At 67.7% G+C, this 17,316-nt stretch carries 12 protein-coding genes; 6 read left to right on the top strand and 6 right to left on the bottom strand.

What is annotated here, in order from left to right:
- Positions 1-73 precede the first annotated feature (73 nt).
- The 4 genes from M2351_RS04415 to M2351_RS04400 all read right to left on the bottom strand — a co-directional run bounded on the left by M2351_RS04415 (position 74) and on the right by M2351_RS04400 (position 4,991).
- Positions 74-1,471: an NAD(P)(+) transhydrogenase (Re/Si-specific) subunit beta gene (locus M2351_RS04415; protein WP_264654928.1), complete on the bottom strand. Its 1,398-nt coding sequence runs from the start codon at positions 1,469-1,471 to the stop codon at positions 74-76.
- A 2-nt stretch (positions 1,472-1,473) separates the two neighbouring features.
- Positions 1,474-1,893: an NAD(P) transhydrogenase subunit alpha gene (locus tag M2351_RS04410; protein ID WP_264654927.1), complete on the bottom strand. Its 420-nt coding sequence runs from the start codon at positions 1,891-1,893 to the stop codon at positions 1,474-1,476.
- A gap of 19 nt (positions 1,894-1,912) precedes the next feature.
- Positions 1,913-3,070: a Re/Si-specific NAD(P)(+) transhydrogenase subunit alpha gene (locus M2351_RS04405; RefSeq protein WP_264654926.1), complete on the bottom strand. Its 1,158-nt coding sequence runs from the start codon at positions 3,068-3,070 to the stop codon at positions 1,913-1,915.
- A 292-nt stretch (positions 3,071-3,362) separates the two neighbouring features.
- Positions 3,363-4,991, bottom strand: a complete 1,629-nt coding sequence (locus tag M2351_RS04400; protein ID WP_264654925.1) for an ABC transporter substrate-binding protein — start codon at positions 4,989-4,991, stop codon at positions 3,363-3,365.
- A 242-nt stretch (positions 4,992-5,233) separates the two neighbouring features.
- Here M2351_RS04400 and M2351_RS04395 point away from each other — a divergent pair, with 242 nt between their 5' ends.
- Positions 5,234-5,482 carry a DUF2312 domain-containing protein gene (locus tag M2351_RS04395; protein ID WP_209765963.1) on the top strand — a complete coding sequence of 83 codons (249 nt, stop codon included), beginning with the start codon at positions 5,234-5,236 and terminating at the stop codon, positions 5,480-5,482.
- Positions 5,483-5,519: 37 nt separating this feature from the next.
- Here M2351_RS04395 and M2351_RS04390 read toward each other — a convergent pair whose 3' ends face one another.
- Both M2351_RS04390 and M2351_RS04385 read right to left on the bottom strand, forming a co-directional pair.
- Positions 5,520-7,718 carry an anthranilate synthase gene (locus tag M2351_RS04390; RefSeq protein ID WP_264654924.1) on the bottom strand — a complete coding sequence of 733 codons (2,199 nt, stop codon included), beginning with the start codon at positions 7,716-7,718 and terminating at the stop codon, positions 5,520-5,522.
- Positions 7,719-7,950: 232 nt separating this feature from the next.
- Entirely contained in the window at positions 7,951-8,535 is a 585-nt protein-coding gene (locus M2351_RS04385) for a cation transporter (protein WP_264654923.1), read from the bottom strand.
- A 308-nt stretch (positions 8,536-8,843) separates the two neighbouring features.
- On the opposite strand from M2351_RS04385, the gene M2351_RS04380 reads away from it, so the two are divergent.
- The 5 genes from M2351_RS04380 (at position 8,844) to M2351_RS04360 (ending at position 17,301) form a co-directional block, all read left to right on the top strand.
- On the top strand, positions 8,844-9,281 hold the full coding sequence (locus tag M2351_RS04380) for a CBS domain-containing protein (protein ID WP_264654922.1): 438 nt from the start codon (positions 8,844-8,846) through the stop codon (positions 9,279-9,281).
- Between the two features lie 291 nt (positions 9,282-9,572).
- Complete coding sequence (locus M2351_RS04375; protein ID WP_264654921.1) at positions 9,573-10,544, top strand: response regulator; 972 nt, start codon at positions 9,573-9,575, stop codon at positions 10,542-10,544.
- Positions 10,545-10,805: 261 nt separating this feature from the next.
- A complete protein-coding gene (locus tag M2351_RS04370) occupies positions 10,806-14,321 on the top strand; it encodes an indolepyruvate ferredoxin oxidoreductase family protein (protein WP_264654920.1) in 3,516 nt (1,171 codons plus the stop codon).
- A gap of 536 nt (positions 14,322-14,857) precedes the next feature.
- Complete coding sequence (locus M2351_RS04365; protein WP_264654919.1) at positions 14,858-15,106, top strand: hypothetical protein; 249 nt, start codon at positions 14,858-14,860, stop codon at positions 15,104-15,106.
- 2 nt (positions 15,107-15,108) lie between these two features.
- Positions 15,109-17,301 carry a tetratricopeptide repeat protein gene (locus M2351_RS04360; RefSeq protein WP_264654918.1) on the top strand — a complete coding sequence of 731 codons (2,193 nt, stop codon included), beginning with the start codon at positions 15,109-15,111 and terminating at the stop codon, positions 17,299-17,301.
- The last annotated feature ends 15 nt before the right edge of the window (positions 17,302-17,316 follow it).

Genomic DNA, 17,316 nt, shown 5'->3' with positions numbered 1-17,316 from the left:
ACCCCCAGTGCGGAGAATGCACCGGGGGTTCGCGTCACGCCAGGGCAGAGAAGCCGCAGGTTACTCTACGGACTTACTCCATGGACTTCACGACCTCTTCGGTGACCTTTTTGGCGTCGCCGAACAGCATCATGGTGTTGGGGCGGAAGAACAGCTCGTTCTCCACGCCGGCGTAGCCGGCGGCCATGCCGCGCTTGATGAAGAACACCGTCTTGGCCTTTTCGACATCCAGGATCGGCATGCCGTAGATCGGCGACTGCGGGTCGGTCTTGGCCGCCGGGTTGGTCACGTCGTTGGCGCCGATCACAAAGGCCACGTCCGCCGTGCCGAAGTCGCGGTTGATGTCCTCCAGCTCGAACACCTCGTCGTACGGCACGTTGGCCTCGGCCAGCAGCACATTCATGTGGCCGGGCATGCGCCCCGCGACGGGGTGGATGGCGTACTTGACGTCCACCCCTTCCTTCTTCAGCAGGTCGGCCATCTCGCGCAGCGCGTGCTGCGCCTGCGCCACCGCCATGCCGTAGCCCGGCACGATGATCACCGACTGCGCGTTCTTCATGATGTAGGCCGCGTCCTCCGGCGAGCCGGCCTTCACCGTCCCGCGCTCACCGCCGCCGGCGCCGCCGGCTGCGGCCGCGCCGCTGTCACCGCCGAAGCCGCCGAGGATGACGTTGAAGATCGAGCGGTTCATGCCCTTGCACATGATGTAGGACAGAATGGCACCCGAGGAGCCGACCAGCGCGCCGGTGATGATCAGCAGGTTGTTCTGCAGCGTGAAGCCGATGCCCGCCGCCGCCCAGCCGGAGTAGCTGTTCAGCATCGAGATCACCACCGGCATGTCCGCCCCGCCGATCGGCAGGATCAGCAGGAAGCCCAGCGCCAGCGCCACCAGCACGATCAGCCACATGGCCACCGAGGCGTTGGACTGCACCAGCCAGAGGATGAGCAGGATGGTCAGCACGCCGAGGCCGGCGTTGAGGTGGTGCTGGAAGGGGAAGACCAGCGGCTTGCCGGTGACCAGGCCCTGCAGCTTGGCGAAGGCGACGAGCGAGCCGGTGAAGGTGATGGCGCCGATCGCGGTGCCCAGCGCCATCTCGACCAGCGAGCCCTTGGCGATGGCGCCGGGCACGCCGATGCCGTAGGCCTCCGGCGAGTAGAAGGCCGAGAGCGCCACGAACACGGCGGCCAGGCCGACCAGCGAGTGGAAGGCGGCGACCAGCTGGGGCAGCGCGGTCATCTCGATCTTCTTGGCGATGACGTAGCCGATGCCGCCGCCAATCGCGATGCCGAGGACGATCATCCAGTAGGACTGGACGATGGGCAGGGCCAGCGTGGTGAGGATGGCGATGGTCATGCCGACCATGCCGTAGAGGTTGCCCTGGCGCGAGGTCTCCGGGCTGGACAGCCCGCGCAGCGCCATGATGAAGCAGATGGAGGCGACGAGGTAGAGAAGGGCCGACAGCGTTTCCATGGTTACTTGCCCTTCTTCTTGAACATGGAGAGCATGCGCTGGGTGACCAGGAAGCCGCCGAAGATGTTGACGCTGGCCAGGATGACGGCGAGGAAGCCCATGATCTTGGAGAAGCCGAAGCCGGCCGGGCCGGCGGCGATGAGGGCGCCGACGATGATCACCGAGGACACGGCGTTGGTCACCGCCATCAGCGGCGAGTGCAGCGCCGGCGTCACCCGCCACACGACGTAGTAGCCGACGAAGCAGGCCAGCACGAAGACGGTCAGGCCGGTGATGAAGAAGCTGCCGTGGCTGGCGGCTTCCGCGGCGGCGGGGTGGCCGAGGGCCGCCGCCTGGGCGGCCAGCGCGTCGATCTGCTGGCTGGCTGCGGAAAGCTGCGCCTTCAGCTCGACGATGCGGTTGGACAGTTGGGTCTGATCCATGTCTCTCTCCCTAGGGCCGTCAGACCGTCTGGCCGGCGAAGGCGGGGTGGACGACCTGGCCGTCGCGGGTCAGCGCGATGGCCTTGACGATCTCGTCGTCCCAGTTGAGCGTGACGCCCTTCTCCTTGTCGTGCAGCGACTGGAGCAGGGCCAGCAGGTTCTTGGCGTACAAGAGCGAGGCGCTCTCGGCGATGCGGCTGGGGTAGTTGGCGTGGCCGACGATCTTCACCCCGTTGTCGGTGACAACCACTTTGCCCAGCTCGGAGCCCTCGACGTTGCCGCCCTGCTCCACCGCCAGGTCGATGATCACCGAGCCCGGCTTCATCGACGCCACATGCTCGCGCGTCACCAGCACCGGCGCCTTGCGCCCGGGGATCAGCGCCGTGGTGATCACGATGTCCTGCTTCTTGATATGCTCGGCCACCAGCGCCGCCTGCTGGCGCTTGTAGTCGTCCGACATCTCCTTGGCGTAGCCGCCCGACGTCTCGGCCTGCTTGAACTCCTCGTTCTCCACCGCGACGAAGCTGCCACCGAGGCTCTGCACCTGCTCCTTCACCGCCGGGCGCACGTCGGTCGCCGAGACGATGGCGCCCAGGCGCTTGGCCGTGGCGATGGCCTGCAGGCCGGCGACGCCGACGCCCATGATGAAGGCCTTGGCCGGCGGCACGGTGCCCGCGGCGGTCATCATCATCGGGAAGGCGCGGCCGTACTCGCTGGCGGCGTCGACCACCGCCTTGAAGCCGGCGAGGTTGGCCTGGGAGGACAGCACGTCCATGACCTGGGCGCGGGTGATGCGCGGCATGAACTCCATGGCGAAGGCGTTCACCCCCGCGGCGGCGTAGGCGGCCACATGCTCGCGGCTGTTGTACGGGTTCAGGATGGCGAGCAGCAGCGCGCCGCGCTTGATCAGCGCCAACTCGTCGAGGTCGCCTTCTCCGGCGATCAGCGGGCGCTGCACCTTCAGCACGATGTCGGCGTCGGCGAGCGCCGACGCGGCGTCCGGCGCGATGGTGGCGCCAGCGTCGGCATAGAAGGAATCCGGCAGGTTGGAGCCCAGCCCGGCGCCGCTTTCCACGACCACGTCGAGGCCGAGGGCTTTCAGTTTCTTGACCGTCTCAGGCGATGCCGCGACGCGATTTTCCCCCGCGCGCCGCTCCCTGGGTATGGCGATTTTCATGGTTGTTGTCTCCCCTGCCGCGAAGTGGCCGATTTCCGGGCAATCGGCTTAGACCATAGGCATGAATGCCGGATTTGTGACACGTTGTGAAGAGTGCCCCGTCGATGGTATTACCAGCAGTGATAGTGCGGCGCAACAATTCGGAAGCCGGCGGAATGGACGCGCGTCTTCGGACGCGCAGGGTCGCCCCATTCTCAACGAAGCGCCATCCTCCTTTTGGCTGAGGCGCTGTGCGGCGCGAGCATGGCGCCGCGAACGCGACGCGGACGGGCGGACCGCGGGCCGACTCGGCCTATTTGGCAGCGCTGGGCCGTTTGGCTTCCACCTCGGTGGCCAGCGTGAATTCGTCGGCGCGGGGTGCGAAGGAATATTGCGCACGCATCGCCCAAGTCTTGCTTTCGAAATAGAGCGGCAGGACAGCCGCGTCCTCCATGGCCCGTTCCGCCGCCTCACGCAGGAGCCCCTGCCGCGCCGTGGGATCAAGCGTGACAATGGCGCGCTCCAGGATGGAGTCGATGGCCGGGTTGGAATAGCGCGTCCGGTTGATGCGGCCCCGGTTGCGCGCGTCGTCATAGGTGGCCACCAGCGACAGCAGAATGTCCGTCGTCTCCCCGAGATCGGTAGTGATTCCGGACATGTAGGCGCTGAACTCCAGCCTGGAGGCGCGCGCGAAGAACTCCGCCGAGGGCATCGTCTCCACCTTCGTGGCAATGCCGATGCGCGACAGGGCCACGCCCAGCGTGCGCGCGACCGCCGCGTCATTGGCGTAGCGGTTGTTCGGCGCGTGCAGCGTCAGGACGAAACCGTTCGGCCAGCCCGCCTCCGCCAGCAGCCGCTTCGCCGCCTCCGGGTCGTAGTCGTCGGGTTTCAGCGCCGGACTGGTGCCGAAGAAGCCGCGCGGCAGCAGCTGCCCCGCGGGGGACCCCAGCCCCTCCAGCAGCAGGTCCACGGTGCCCTGGCGGTTGATGGCCTTGGAGATTGCCCGGCGGACCCGCGGGTCCTTCAGCGGGTTGCGCGGCAGGGGCGCGCCGTTGCGGTCGGCGACGAAGGGGGACCGGTCCCGCCCGACGTCCAGCGCCAGATAGATCAGCCGTGCCGACAGGCCGCTGCGCACGGCGATCTGCGGGTCGGCCTGGAGCCGGCCGACGTCGGCGGGCGGCACCTGGTCGATGACGTGCACGGTTCCGGCGGTCAGCGCCGCCACCCGCTCACTCGCCACGGGCATGATCCGCAGGGTCAACTGGTCCCAGCGCGGGCGGCCGCCCCAATAAAGGGGGTTCGCCGCCAGCGTCACCTCCGACAGGCCATGGTTGCCGAGGAAGCGGAAAGGCCCCGTGCCGACCATCGCGCGCCCGCTGTCGAAATCCTCGCGCGTCGCGTCGACGAACCGCGCCGGGACGACCGCGATCTGCCCGACGGCGGCGGGGATCGTCGGGTCCGGCGTGCTGGTCCGGATCCGCAGCGTGTGGTCGTTCACCACGATCACGTCCGTCACCGAGCGCAGGATCGACGCGTAGGAATAGGGGCTGCCCTGCACGGCCAGGGCGCGCTTCAGGCTGGCCGCCGCGTCGGCCGCGGTGAAGGGCGTCCCGTCGTGGAAGGCGACGTTGCGGCGGAGCGTGAACTCCCAAGTGGTGTCATCCACCGGCTTCCACCGCACGGCGAGGCCTGGTGTCGGCCACTTGAACTCGTCGGGTAGGGTCAGGGAATCGAAGACGTGGCTGCCGACGATGCTGTTGGGCGTCAGGTTGTGAAAGTGGGGGTCGAGCGAGGTCACCTCCGACCCCAGTCCGATCACCAAATCTCCCGCCAGGACACGCGACGGTGCCACGACGCCGGTCCCGGCAAACCACAGCGCCAGAAGCAGGACGCGGCAAAGCCAAAGCGCGTAGGGAGGAATCATCGTTCGACCACAGCGCATCGTCGGGCTCCCGGAGGGCACGGAAACGGAGTGGCGCACCATGACCCATTCAACCCGATTTTGTGAAGGATCTTTTCCGCAAGGCTGACTCCAGCGGCACTCCGCCGCGCTGCGCGTCCGTTCCGGGCCGCCCGCGCCTGTGGCAACCGGCGTCATTCCCGGCAGCCCCCTTGCCATCGGGCACGCCCGCCGATATCGTCCGCCCCGGTTTTCCAAAGCTCCCTATTTGAGGTTACCCCATCATGTCCGACGTCGGCGGCATTGCGGCGGATCGCCTGAGGTCCTTCGTCGAGCGCATCGAGCGCCTGGAAGAGGAAAAGCGCGGCCTGCAGGAGGACGTCAAGGAAGTCTACGCCGAGGCCAAGGGCACCGGCTTCGACACCAAGATCATCCGCCAGATCATCCGCTTGCGTAAAATGGACAAGGCGGATCGGCAGGAGCAGGAAGCGATCCTGGAGCTGTACAAGGAAGCGCTGGGGATGCTGGAATAACCCTCCGCCCCCCAACGCCCGATCCGGAAAGGCGGCCTCAGGCCGCCTCCTCCACGCGCACCCGCCCGGCCAGCCGGGCCATCACATTGCCCATCAGCGCCAGCCCCGCACCATCACCCAGCGATAGAATCGATTCGGGGTGGAACTGCACGGCCGCGACCGGCAGCCGGCGGTGCTCCACGGCCATGACGAGGCCGTCGGCGGTTTCCGCCGTCACCCGCAGATCCTCCGGCAGGCGGTCACGCCGCGCCACCAGCGAGTGGTAGCGCCCCACCGTCAACCGCTCCGGCAGCCCGTCGAACAGCGCTCCCCCGGGCAGCACCCGCACCTCCGACGCTTTGCCGTGCGCAGGCTCCGGCAGGACGGACAGGCTGCCGCCGAACCGCTCCACCATGCCTTGCAAGCCCAGGCAGACGCCGAACACCGGCACGCCCTGCGCCAGCGCCGCGTCCAGCGTGCCCGCCACGTCGAAGTCGGAAGGGCGGCCGGGACCCGGCGACAGCACGACGAGGTCCGGCGGGTCGGCGGCCAGCGCCGCGCGCGCGTGGGTGTGCCGCAGCGTCGTCACGGAAGCACCCGTCTGCCGCAAATAGTCGGCCAGCGTGTGGACGAAGCTGTCGTCGTGGTCCACCAGGAGGACGCGCCTCCCCTGCCCCGCCCGGACCGGGACGGCGGGTTCCGGAACGGCCTGCGCGCCGAGGATCGCGTCGAGGAAGGCCGAGGACTTCAGGCGACACTCCGCGTCCTCCGCGTCGGGGTCGCTGTCGGACAGCAGGGTGGCGCCGGCGCGCACCTGGGCAACGCCGTCGGCCATGCGGATGGTGCGGAGCGTCAGGCCGGTGTCCATTCCGCCGTCGAAGCCCAGCCGCCCGAACGCCCCGCCGTACCAGCGGCGCGGCGATTGCTCCGTGTCCTCCAGGAACTGCATGGCCCAGCGCTTCGGCGCGCCGGTGACGGTCACCGCCCAGGTGTGGGTCAGGAAGGCGTCGAGCGTGTCGAAGCCCGGCCGCAGCCGCCCTTCCACATGGTCCACCGTGTGGATCAGGCGGGAGTACAGCTCGATCATGCGCCGCCCGACCACGCGGACGGAGCCCGGCTCGCACACCCGCGCCTTGTCGTTGCGGTCCACGTCGGTGCACATGGTCAGTTCCACAGCGTCCTTCGCCGAGGTCAGCAGACGCAGGATCTCCGCGGAATCGCCGATGGCGTCCGCCCCGCGGGCCACGGTGCCGGAGATCGGGCAGGTCTCTACGCGGTCTCGCCCGACCCGCACATACATCTCAGGGCTGGCCGCGACCAGGAACTCCCCCAAGCCGAGGTTCGCCAGCGCCTCGTAGGGCGCCGGGTTGGCCCGCCGCAGCCGGCGGAACACAGCGGACGGCGCGTCGGCACAGGGCTCCGTGAAGGTCTGGCCGGGCACGACCTCGAACAGGTCGCCGCGCCGGAAGGCGTCCTTCGCCGTTTCCACGACCCGCTGGTAGTCGCCGGGGGCATGGTCGCAGGCCGCCGCGGCGTTGGTGTCCGGGCGGTAGGGGTGGGCGCGCCCGGTGCGCGGCATTCCCTGGGTGGAGCCCGCGCCGTCGGCGAATTCGTACTCGAAGCGGCGCGCCACCCCGCTCACCGGGTCCACGGCGACGAGGCGGTCGGGCAGATAAAGGACGAGGTCGCGCTGGTCGTCCGGCCGTTCCAGCCGCAGGCGGATCGGCTCGAACTGGAAGGCGATGTCGTAGCCGAAGGCGCCATAGAGACCCAGCAACGGATCGTCCGGCGCCGCGAACAGCGCAAGCAGGGCACGCAGGACGGAGAAGACGGAGGGCTGGCGGCTCCGCTCCTCCTCCGGGAAGGGGTGGACGGGCTTGCGGACCAGGACGGTGACGCGGGCGGGCGACTCCTCGATGCCGGCCAGCGCCTCCATCGCTCGCAACCGCGCGGCGACCGACGGCAGCAGCACCCGCCCCCGCGCGTTCAGCGCGTCGACCCGCACCGTCCGCCCGCGCGCGGTGACGGCGAGCGGCGGGTCGGTGAAGCCCAGCGCGAAGCGGCGGTAGCGGCCGGGCGCCTCCACCCCGCTGCCCAGCAGGAGGCCGCGCCGCGTGTCGAGCGCGTCGATGACCGGGTCGAGCGCGCCGTCCGCCTCCAGCGGCTCCGCCGTGCGGTGGACGGTGAGGCCGCCCGCCGTCCGGTAGGTCAGCGGGTCGAGCTGTCTGGGCTGGGCGAGGAAGTCGGCGGGGTACATGGGGCGTCTCCGGGGATCGTCACGGGGATGGAGCACACCCGGAGATCCCTGATCGACACCCAGACCCTCTAAAGAGGAAAGGCCGCCCGGAACCCCCGGGCGGCCTTTCGATGGTTCAGCGCTCAACGCGCGTCGGCTGGCCGGCCCGGTTACACGGGCCGCCACCAACGACGCGACAGGGAGAGCGAAACGGTGTTCATGGTGCGAAGTTCGCCATAGGGATGCCGGCTTGTCAAGCCTCCTCGCCCGACGCGGGTGCCGAGGGGGAGCCATGGCGCGCCCACAACCCGGCCATGGCCTGCCTCAGGGTCGCCTGTGTGGTGGCCAGGAGCAGGGCGCTTATGACCGCGCCGGCAAGGCTATCGGGCCAACCGTGGCCCATGGTCCCGGTGCCGACCGCCGCCGCGACAACGGCGAGACAGGCCAGCGCGTCCTTGCGCACGCACAGCCATGTGGTGCGCAGGGTCGGCTTGCCGCGGCGGCCCGCGAACAGCTGCATGCCGACCGCCACCGCGACGGACAGCGTCATCAACCCGGCCATGGCCATGGTCCAGGCATCGGGGAATGTGTTCCCGTGGTGGACGTTCCAGAAGGCGGCGACATTGACCCACAGGCTGAGACCGAGGAGCAGCGACAAGCGCGCGAGATTGACCCGGTCCCGCCAGTCCAGCGCCCGTCCAACCAGCCAAAGGCTGGCGCCATGGTTGGCGGCGTTGGTCAGAAAGACCAGCGCAAGCGCTTGCAGGGCCAGGGAGTCCGCGTCAAGGGCAGCTCCGAACGCCGCCACGGCCATCAGCGCGTTCATGACGAAGGCCATGCGCAGGACCCGCCGATAGTCCGCCTGCCGTCCGAGGCGGGGATCGCCCCCGCGGCTCCCGCAGGATCCTCCGCAGCAATCACCGGCCACGGTCGCCTCCGCCTTCGTTCCCACCGGCGCAAGGATAGGCGGGCGGATGCGGCGCGTCCAGGACAGAAGAAGGATTCTCTAATGTACGGGAATATGCTCGGGGTCCTCCTTGCCGCGACGCACCGCCCGCCCCACGCTCTATGACGATGAGGAGAGGAGCGCCGCGGGCGGTCCGTCCGCCGCGTTCCGCCGTTCCGAAGCCGCCAGGGAGGGAGGACATGACCACCGTTGCCGAGGTTTTGAACCGAAAAGGCCACACCGTCGCCGCCACGCTTCCGTCGGAATCGGTGGCCACCGCCGCGCGCCTGTTGACCGAGAAGCGCATCGGCGCGCTGGTCGTGCGCGACCGCCGCGGGAAGCTGGTCGGTATCCTGTCGGAGCGCGACATCGTCCGCGCCGTCGCGACCCAGGGGCCCGACGCCCTGGACCTCGCGGTCGAGGATCTCATGACCAAGGAGGTCAAGACCTGCCGGCCGGCGGACACCATCAAGGACCTGATGCAGATGATGACGCTGCGCCGGCACCGCCACGTGCCGGTGTGCGACGACGCCGGCGACCTGGTCGGCGTGATGTCCATCGGTGATGCGGTGAAGGCCCGCCTGGACGAGCAGGCCCACGAGGTCGCGGTGCTGAAGGACATCGCCCTCGTCCGATAGGACAGCGCCCAGGTCCGATAGGACATCGCCCTGGTCCGCTGAGCACCCGTAAGGGAACCCTGGGGGGAGGCCGGGCGCACCCGCGCCTGCCCCCTTCGCGCCCAGAGCCGTCCGCTCACCGATAACGATCGGAGGAGCGGCTACCCCCTGCCGGCCCCTTCCGCGCCGTTCGTCGCCCCAGCGAGCAGGGTTCGGCCCCGTTCGGCGATAACACGTCTCCGCACCCTGAAAGCCGGGAACCGCGTTCGGATATTCAGCCCGCGACCTCATCCGAACCCGCGGGACCTGTCCATGGCGCGACGCTATCCGAGCCACCTGAAGATCCTCGTCGTCGAAAACAACTCCCTGCTCCAGCGGGCGTTGCGCGACATGCTGGAGCTGTGGGGCGTCGGACAGGTCGTCACCGTGTCCAACGGGCAGGAGGCCAAGGAACTGCTGCGGCGCGAGCCCTACGACCTACTGGTCACCGACTGGATGATGGAGCCGGTGGGCGGCGCCCAACTGGTGAGCTGGGTGCGGCGGTCGCCCGGCAGCCTCAGCCCCGACCTGCCGATCATCGTGCTGACCGCCAACGCCGACCTTGCCACCGTGCGTGCCGCCTGGGACGCGGGTGCGGACTCCGTGCTCGCCAAGCCGGCGTCGGCCGCCACCATCGCCCGCCGCATCGAGACGGTGCTGACCCGCCCGCGCCGCCCACGGCCCGCAAGGCCGGAGGCGGAGCCCGAGGTCCGCGAGAGCCGGGCCACGGACTGGCCGGAGCCGTCCCCCTCCCGCCCTGCGCTGTCCGGAGGCTCTCCCCTCCGCCTGCCGCCGCCCGGCCCGCCGGTGCGTTCGGCCGAGCCCCGGCGCGTGCGGCTCCTGCTGGCGCTGGACCGGCTGGAGGCGGCGCTCGACAAGCCGGACCCGCTGGGCACCCGGCTGCGCCACGCCGTCTCCGACCTCCAGATCGCTGCGAGCGGCGAATCCGCCGGCTTCCAGGGCGCCGCCGCAATGGTGGCATCGCTGTCCACCTGCGTCACCTGGGTGGACCACGACGTCGAAAGCTTCAAGGAAGCGGTGCAGGCCCACATGGACGCCCTGCGCTGGGTTGCCACCACCGCCCACGACGCCGAGACCGCCGTCGCCGTGCGCGCCCTGGTGCGGGCGCTGCGGTCCATGGTGCGCACGCTGACCCTGCGCGGCTCCGCCGACCCCAGCCTATGGTCGGACGAGCCCGCCCCCAACAATCCGGGCCAAAACCTCCCCCTGCCGCCAGCTTCCTAGCCTCCCCATATCCAGTCGGAAGACGATGAAGGCGAGCGGGAATTTCCGTTGGGACGGGGATTCCCGCCTGTCCGTTTCACAGCGCTGCGAGGTCTCGACCGTTCCTTGCTTTTTGCAGGCCGACCCCCGCCACCCGTTGCCAGATACGACAGCGAACGTTACCTTTCTGGTGATCCAACAAACAAAGCGGCGCCGCAAAGGCGCCCGGCAACAGCGCCGTCGGCATACGCTTGCATCGGGCGCTCACATGGGGATGGAACAATGGCTCTCGCGACCGTGACCCTGGACGACAAGTACGCGCTCGAACAGGGGCGCGTGTACCTGACGGGCACCCAGGCGCTGGTGCGCCTGCCGATGATGCAGCGCCAGCGCGACCTCGCGGCCGGCCTGAACACGGCATGCTTTATCTCGGGCTACCGCGGCTCGCCGCTGGGCGGATTCGACCAGAACTTGTGGAACGCGCGCAAGTTCCTGGAGAAGAACCACATCCAGTTCCAGCCCGGCGTGAACGAGGAGCTGGGCGCCACCGCCGTGTGGGGCAGCCAGCAGGTCGGCATGTTCCCGGGCGCCAAGTACGACGGCGTCTACGCCATGTGGTACGGCAAGGGCCCTGGCGTCGACCGTTCCGGCGACGTGTTCAAGCACGCCAACGGCGCCGGCACGTCCAAGCACGGCGGCGTGCTGGTGCTGACCGGCGACGACCACAACGCCAAGTCCTCCACCTTCCCGCACCAGTCCGAACACGCCTTCATGCACGCCATGATCCCGGTCCTGAACCCGGCCAGCGTGCAGGAGATCCTGGACTACGGCCTGATCGGCTGGGCGATGAGCCGCTATTCGGGCTGCTGGATCGCCATGAAGACGATCGCCGAGACGGTGGACACCTCGGCGTCGGTCACCATCGACCCGCACCGCGTCAGCCCGGTCATCCCCACAGACTTCCCGATCCCGCCGGGCGGCCTGAACATACGCTGGCCCGACCCGCCGCTGGAGCAGGAATACCGGTTGATGAAGCACAAGCTGTACGCCGCCCTGGCGTTCGCGCGTGCCAACCGGATCGACCGCGTGGTGATGGAAAGCCCGCGCCCGCGCCTCGGCATCGTCACCACGGGCAAGAGCTACCTGGACGTCCGCCAGGCTTTCGACGAGCTGGGCATCACCGAGGAGAAGGCCGCCGACTGGGGCATCACCGTCTACAAGGTCGGCATGCCCTGGCCGCTGGAGCGCGACGGCGTCCGCCACTTCGCGGAAGGGCTGGAGGAGATCGTCGTCGTCGAGGAGAAGCGCGCGGTCATCGAGAACCAGTTGAAAGAGCAGCTGTACAACTGGCACCCGGACGTCCGCCCCAAGGTCGTCGGCAAGTTCGACGAGCATGGCGAGTGGATCCTCCCGTCGGCCGGTGAGCTGTCGCCCGCGCAGATCGCCGTGGTCATCGGCCGCCGGTTGGAGCGCTTCATCGACAACGAGCAGCTGAAGCGCCGCGTTGCCTTCCTGGACGCGCAGGAGAATCAGAAGGCCCACCAAGCCCGCGTCATCCGCAAGCCGACCTTCTGCTCCGGCTGCCCGCACAACACCTCGACCCACGTGCCGGAGGGCAGCCGCGCGCTAGGCGGCATCGGCTGCCACTACATGGCGACGTGGCTGGACCGCAAGACCGACACCTTCACCCAGATGGGCGGCGAGGGCGTGCCCTGGGTCGGCCAGGCGCCCTTCACCGAGGAGAAGCACATCTTTGCCAACCTCGGCGACGGCACCTACTACCACTCCGGCATCCTGGCGATCCGGCAATCGATCGCGGCGAAGGCCAACATCACCTACAAGATCCTGTTCAACGACGCCGTCGCTATGACCGGCGGCCAGCCGGTGGACGGCACCCTGACCGTGCAGTCGCTGGCCGCCCAGCTGCGCGCGGAGGGCGTGGAGCGCATCACCGTCGTATCGGACGAGCCCGAGAAGTACGGGATCGGCAACGGCCTGCCGCAGTTCACCACGGTCGAGCACCGCGACGACCTGGAGCGGGTGCAGAAGGAGATGCGCGAGGTCCCCGGCGTCAGCGTCCTGATCTACGACCAGACCTGCGCCACCGAGAAGCGCCGCCGCCGCAAGCGCGGCAAGATGGTCGACCCGGCCAAGCGCGTGATCATCAACGAGCTGGTCTGCGAGGGCTGCGGCGACTGCTCCGTCAAGTCGTCCTGCGTGTCGGTCGTGCCGCAGGAGACCGAGTTCGGCCGCAAGCGCCAGATCGACCAGTCCAGCTGCAACAAGGACTATTCCTGCACCAAGGGCTTCTGCCCCAGCTTCGTGACGGTTGAGGGCGGGCAGCTCCGCAAGCCCAAGCCGGCCGCCGCGATCAAAATGGCGAATGGGGGCACGGACGCGTCAGACCTCCCCGCCCCTCACCTGCCCGCCCTTGACCGGCCCTGGGGCATCTACGTCACCGGCGTGGGCGGCACCGGCGTGGTGACCATCGGCGCGCTGCTGGGCATGGCCGCGCACATCGAGGGCAAGGGCGTGGGCGTGCTGGACATGACCGGCCTCGCCCAGAAGGGCGGCGCCGTCACCAGCCACATCCGCATCGCCCACAGCCCGGAGGACATCCACTCCGTCCGCATCGCGGCCGGCGGGGCCGACGCGGTGGTGGGCTGCGACCTGATCGTGGCCGCGGCCGGCGACGCCCTGTCGAAGATGGAGTACGGCCACACCCGCGCCGTGATCAACACCCACGACACCATCACGGTCGACTTCCTAAAGAAGCCGGACTTCACCGTGCCGGTCCGCGACCTCGTCGCCGACATCCGCAAGGCCTGCGGCGAGGGGGCGGTGAACGCCTTCGACGCCACCAAGCTCGCCACCGCCCTGCTGGGCGACAGCATCGCGACCAACCCCTTCCTAATGGGCTACGCCTGGCAGAAGGGCCTGATCCCAATCTCGGCGGAAGCCATCCTGAAGGCCATCGCGCTGAACGGCGTGGCGGTCAAGATGAACACCGACGCCTTCAACTGGGGCCGCCGCGCCGCCGTGGACCTGGGCGCCGTGGAGGCCGCCGCCACCCCGCCGGCGGCGGAGAAGGCCGCGCACAACCTGTTCATCCTCGACCAGCGCCGCCCCTCGGCCACCCTGGACGAGGCCATCGAGCGCCGCACCGCCTTCCTGACCGACTACCAGGACGCCGCCTACGCCAGCCGCTACCACGCGCTGGTCGACTGGACCCGCCGCGTGGAGGGGCAGAAGGCCCCCGGCTCCACCGCCCTGACCGACGCGGTCGCCCGCGGCTACTTCAAGCTGCTCGCTTACAAGGACGAGTACGAGGTGGCGCGCCTGCACACCGACACCGGCTTCGTCGAGCAGATCGGCCGCATGTTCGAGGGCGACTACAAGCTGGTCTTCCACATGGCCCCGCCCGCGCTGGGCGAGACCGGCGAGGACGGCGGCGAACCGAAGAAGAAGAGCTTCGGCCCCTGGATGCTGAAGGCGCTGCGCCTGCTCGCCAAAGGCAAGCGCCTGCGCGGCACCCCGCTCGACCCCTTCGGCTGGCTGGCCGAACGCCGCCTGGAGCGCCGCCTGATCGTCGAGTACGAGACCATCATGGGCGAAGTCCTGCACCGCCTGACCCGCGACACTCTGCCCACGGCGGTCGAAATCGCCCGCCTGCCCCTGGAGATGCGCGGCTACGGCCACGTCAAGACCCGCAACGTCGAGGCCGCCAAGGCCAAGGAAGCCAAGCTCCTCGACGCCATGCGCCAACCGGCCACCCCGCAGCCGCTGGCTGCGGAGTAACTACCCCACGCCCCCCTCTCCCGCCCCCGGCGGGAGAGGGAGGGACCTGCCGCATCAGCGGTGGGAGGGTGAGGGCAAGGTCCCGCCAAGCGCCCGAATGAAACACCGTGAAACGCTGTGCGACGTAAAAACGCGAAACGTCGCACGGGTGGCAGGCGCGGGAACGCCGTTGGCAATGGGATTTATAACCTAATCACCCCGCCCAAGCAACCATCCCTGATTGAGTCAATCACCTCCAACGCCCGGCGGGGGAGGGTCATGGTGGGGGTAACACGCGCCGTTGCGACACCCAGACCACACATCCACACCTTTGTTCATGCTATCCTTCGTGCATGCCACCGGCCGACATGCACAGGTGTTCCATGGATGCGTCCCAAATCCCCGACTTTGCCCGACAAGTCACGGAAGCCGTCGCCCCTTTCCTTCCCGTCCTTGAGCCCGTTCTGGGCGGAGCGGAGAAAAAAATCGGCGAAGTCATGGCCGTTGCTGGTCTCGACCGCGCAAAGTCCTTGTGGCGAACGTTGTCGAGCGCCGTGATGGGCCACGACGACGCGCGCAAGGCCGCCCAGGAAGTCTCCCAAGCTCCCGACGATGATGACGCAAAAGCGGCCCTGCGGCTGCAACTCCGCAAGCTGCTGACGGCAAACCCGGGCTTGGCGGAGGAACTGGTCAGCGCGCTGGGCGGCAGCAAGGTCGTGGCGTCCGGGGCCGGGGCCGTCGCCATCGGCGGCAGCGTGACCGGCTCCACCATTATCACCGGCAGCGGCAATCTGGTGGAGCGCTGACCATGACCGGAGGCGCGGACGCATCAGGGGCCGGATCGGTGGCGGTTGGCGGGAAGGTCGACGGCTCTATCATCGCGCCCAACGCGACCATCAACTTTGGGAATTCCGTTCCGCCTCCCAGCTTCAGCCCCCTCCACCAACTCCCCTCCGACCTCCCCGACTTCACCGGCCGTGCGGCGGAGGTGGACCAACTCGTCGCCGCATTGGACCGTGAGCATGGCGGTGCGGCGGCGGTCAGTGCGATCCGCGGTATGGGTGGCATTGGCAAGACTACGCTGGCCGTCCGCGCCGCCCGCCGGCTGCTGCAACGCTATCCCGACGCTCAGATCATGATAAACCTCCAGGGTCACGGCGACGCCGCCCCGCTGACCCCATTGGAGGCCATGGCCCATGTCGTACGCGCCTTCCACCCGGACATGAAGGCCATGGATGACCCGCAGCAGATGGCTGCGGTCTACCGGTCCGTGCTGGAAGGCAAGCGAGCGCTGATCCTGCTGGACAACGCTGACAACACGGATCAAGTCGAACCGCTCGTCCCACCTCCACCTTGCGGCCTGATGGTCACTGCGCGCGAGCCCATTCATCTGGACGGCGCCTTTCCATTGAAACTTGATCTTCTGCCGCGCATCGAGTCTATCACGCTGTTGCGCACTGCCGCCCGCCCTCAAATAGCCACGGATGCTGAGTGGGACCGCATCGCGGATATCTGCGACGACCTGCCACTTGCCCTGAGCGTCGCCGGATCTTACCTCGCCCATGCCGAAGACTGTTCCGCCGCCGACTACATTGACGACCTAACTGAGGAGTCAACTCGCCTCAGTTACCTGAAAGTGAAGAAAGATCGAGGAGATGTTCGCACCATCCTCGCCCACAGCGCCCGTCGCCTCGCAGAGACGGATAAAGATCTTGCTGCCTTGTGGCAGACGCTAACTGTGTTCCCAGCCGATTTCGACCGAGCAGCGGTTGCGGCGGTGTGGAACGCCAAATCCGAAAGAAACGCCGTAACGCTATTGCGCGCGTTATTGACCCGTGGCTTGATCCTGTTTGACGACATGTCGAAGCGGTACCGCCTTCACGATTTGATGCGCCCGGTAGCACTAACTGTTTTTGCTGCCCAACCTGATGCGGATCCGCACCCACGTTCATCGCAGAGGTTGGAAGAAGCGAGATCTACGTTCACCCGTTATTTTAAGTCAGTACTTGAAGCCGCAAACACGCAGTCTCGCCAAGGGCCTGACAACGCTTTATACGGGCAGGCATTGTATGACCGTGAAGCGCTTAATATTCTGGCTGCCGCCGAGTGGGCGTTGAATAATAGAGAATCGCATCATCGGCCTACACCCCTGTCTACCTCGCTATCAGGGAGCAAAACACCCGATCAGTTATTTTGGCTTGAAGCGGCACAAAAGGCAGCCAGAGCATTGGGCAACAAGTTACTTGAAGAAATTCACCTTGGCAGCCTAGGCAATGCTTACGCCGACTTGGGCGAGATGCGCCGCGCCATTGATCATCACCAGCAATCGCTCGCCCTCGCTCGCGAAACTGGTAACCGACGCAGTGAAATGATCCGCCTTGGCAGTCTGGGCAACGCTTTTGCCAGCTTAGGCGAGACGCAGGTCGCGATTGAGTATCACGAACAATCCCTCGCCATTTCCCGCGAGATCGGCGATCAGCACTGCGAGGGAAACCGCCTCGGCAGTCTCGGCAACGCTTATGGCGACTTGGGGGAAACCCGTCGCGCTATTGAGCATTATGAAATGGCTCTCGCCATCGCCCGCGAGATCGGCAACCGGCATAGCGAGGGAATCCACATCGGTAATCTCGGCAATACATATGCCTCTATGGGCGAGATGCACCGCGCTATTGAGCATTACAAAATGGCTCTCGCCATCGCCCGCGAGATCGGCAATCGACATAGCGAGGAAATCCACATTGGCAATCTCGGCAATACATACGCCTCCTTGGGTGAGCTGCAACGTGCTATTGAGCATTACGAAATGGCTCTCACCCTCGCCCGCGAGATTGGCAATCGGCATAGCGAAGGAATTTGGCTTGGCGGGCTTGGTGCCGTCTACGCCGACTTGGGTGAAATTGAACGTGCACGTAAGTTGACAGAACTGGCGCTTGCTATATTCGAAACCATTGAAGGCCCTTATGCCGCGATTGCACGTCGGCAGCTTATAAAGCTCCGCTAACGGAAAGTAAGAGGG

This window comes from Azospirillum canadense (genome assembly GCF_025961225.1).
Taxonomy (GTDB): Bacteria; Pseudomonadota; Alphaproteobacteria; order Azospirillales; family Azospirillaceae; genus Azospirillum; species Azospirillum canadense.
This window is presented reverse-complemented; position numbering and strand designations above follow the sequence as displayed.

What these genes read in the sequence shown, in the direction of transcription:
- M2351_RS04415 (WP_264654928.1), bottom strand. Translation starts at nt 1,471, where the DNA reads ATGGAAACGCTGTCGGCCCTTCTCTACCTCGTCGCCTCCATCTGCTTC.
- M2351_RS04410 (WP_264654927.1), bottom strand. Translation starts at nt 1,893, where the DNA reads ATGGATCAGACCCAACTGTCCAACCGCATCGTCGAGCTGAAGGCGCAG.
- M2351_RS04405 (WP_264654926.1), bottom strand. Translation starts at nt 3,070, where the DNA reads ATGAAAATCGCCATACCCAGGGAGCGGCGCGCGGGGGAAAATCGCGTC.
- M2351_RS04400 (WP_264654925.1), bottom strand. Translation starts at nt 4,991, where the DNA reads ATGCGCTGTGGTCGAACGATGATTCCTCCCTACGCGCTTTGGCTTTGC.
- M2351_RS04395 (WP_209765963.1), top strand. Translation starts at nt 5,234, where the DNA reads ATGTCCGACGTCGGCGGCATTGCGGCGGATCGCCTGAGGTCCTTCGTC.
- M2351_RS04390 (WP_264654924.1), bottom strand. Translation starts at nt 7,718, where the DNA reads ATGTACCCCGCCGACTTCCTCGCCCAGCCCAGACAGCTCGACCCGCTG.
- M2351_RS04385 (WP_264654923.1), bottom strand. Translation starts at nt 8,535, where the DNA reads ATGGCCTTCGTCATGAACGCGCTGATGGCCGTGGCGGCGTTCGGAGCT.
- M2351_RS04380 (WP_264654922.1), top strand. Translation starts at nt 8,844, where the DNA reads ATGACCACCGTTGCCGAGGTTTTGAACCGAAAAGGCCACACCGTCGCC.
- M2351_RS04375 (WP_264654921.1), top strand. Translation starts at nt 9,573, where the DNA reads ATGGCGCGACGCTATCCGAGCCACCTGAAGATCCTCGTCGTCGAAAAC.
- M2351_RS04370 (WP_264654920.1), top strand. Translation starts at nt 10,806, where the DNA reads ATGGCTCTCGCGACCGTGACCCTGGACGACAAGTACGCGCTCGAACAG.
- M2351_RS04365 (WP_264654919.1), top strand. Translation starts at nt 14,858, where the DNA reads ATGGGCCACGACGACGCGCGCAAGGCCGCCCAGGAAGTCTCCCAAGCT.
- M2351_RS04360 (WP_264654918.1), top strand. Translation starts at nt 15,109, where the DNA reads ATGACCGGAGGCGCGGACGCATCAGGGGCCGGATCGGTGGCGGTTGGC.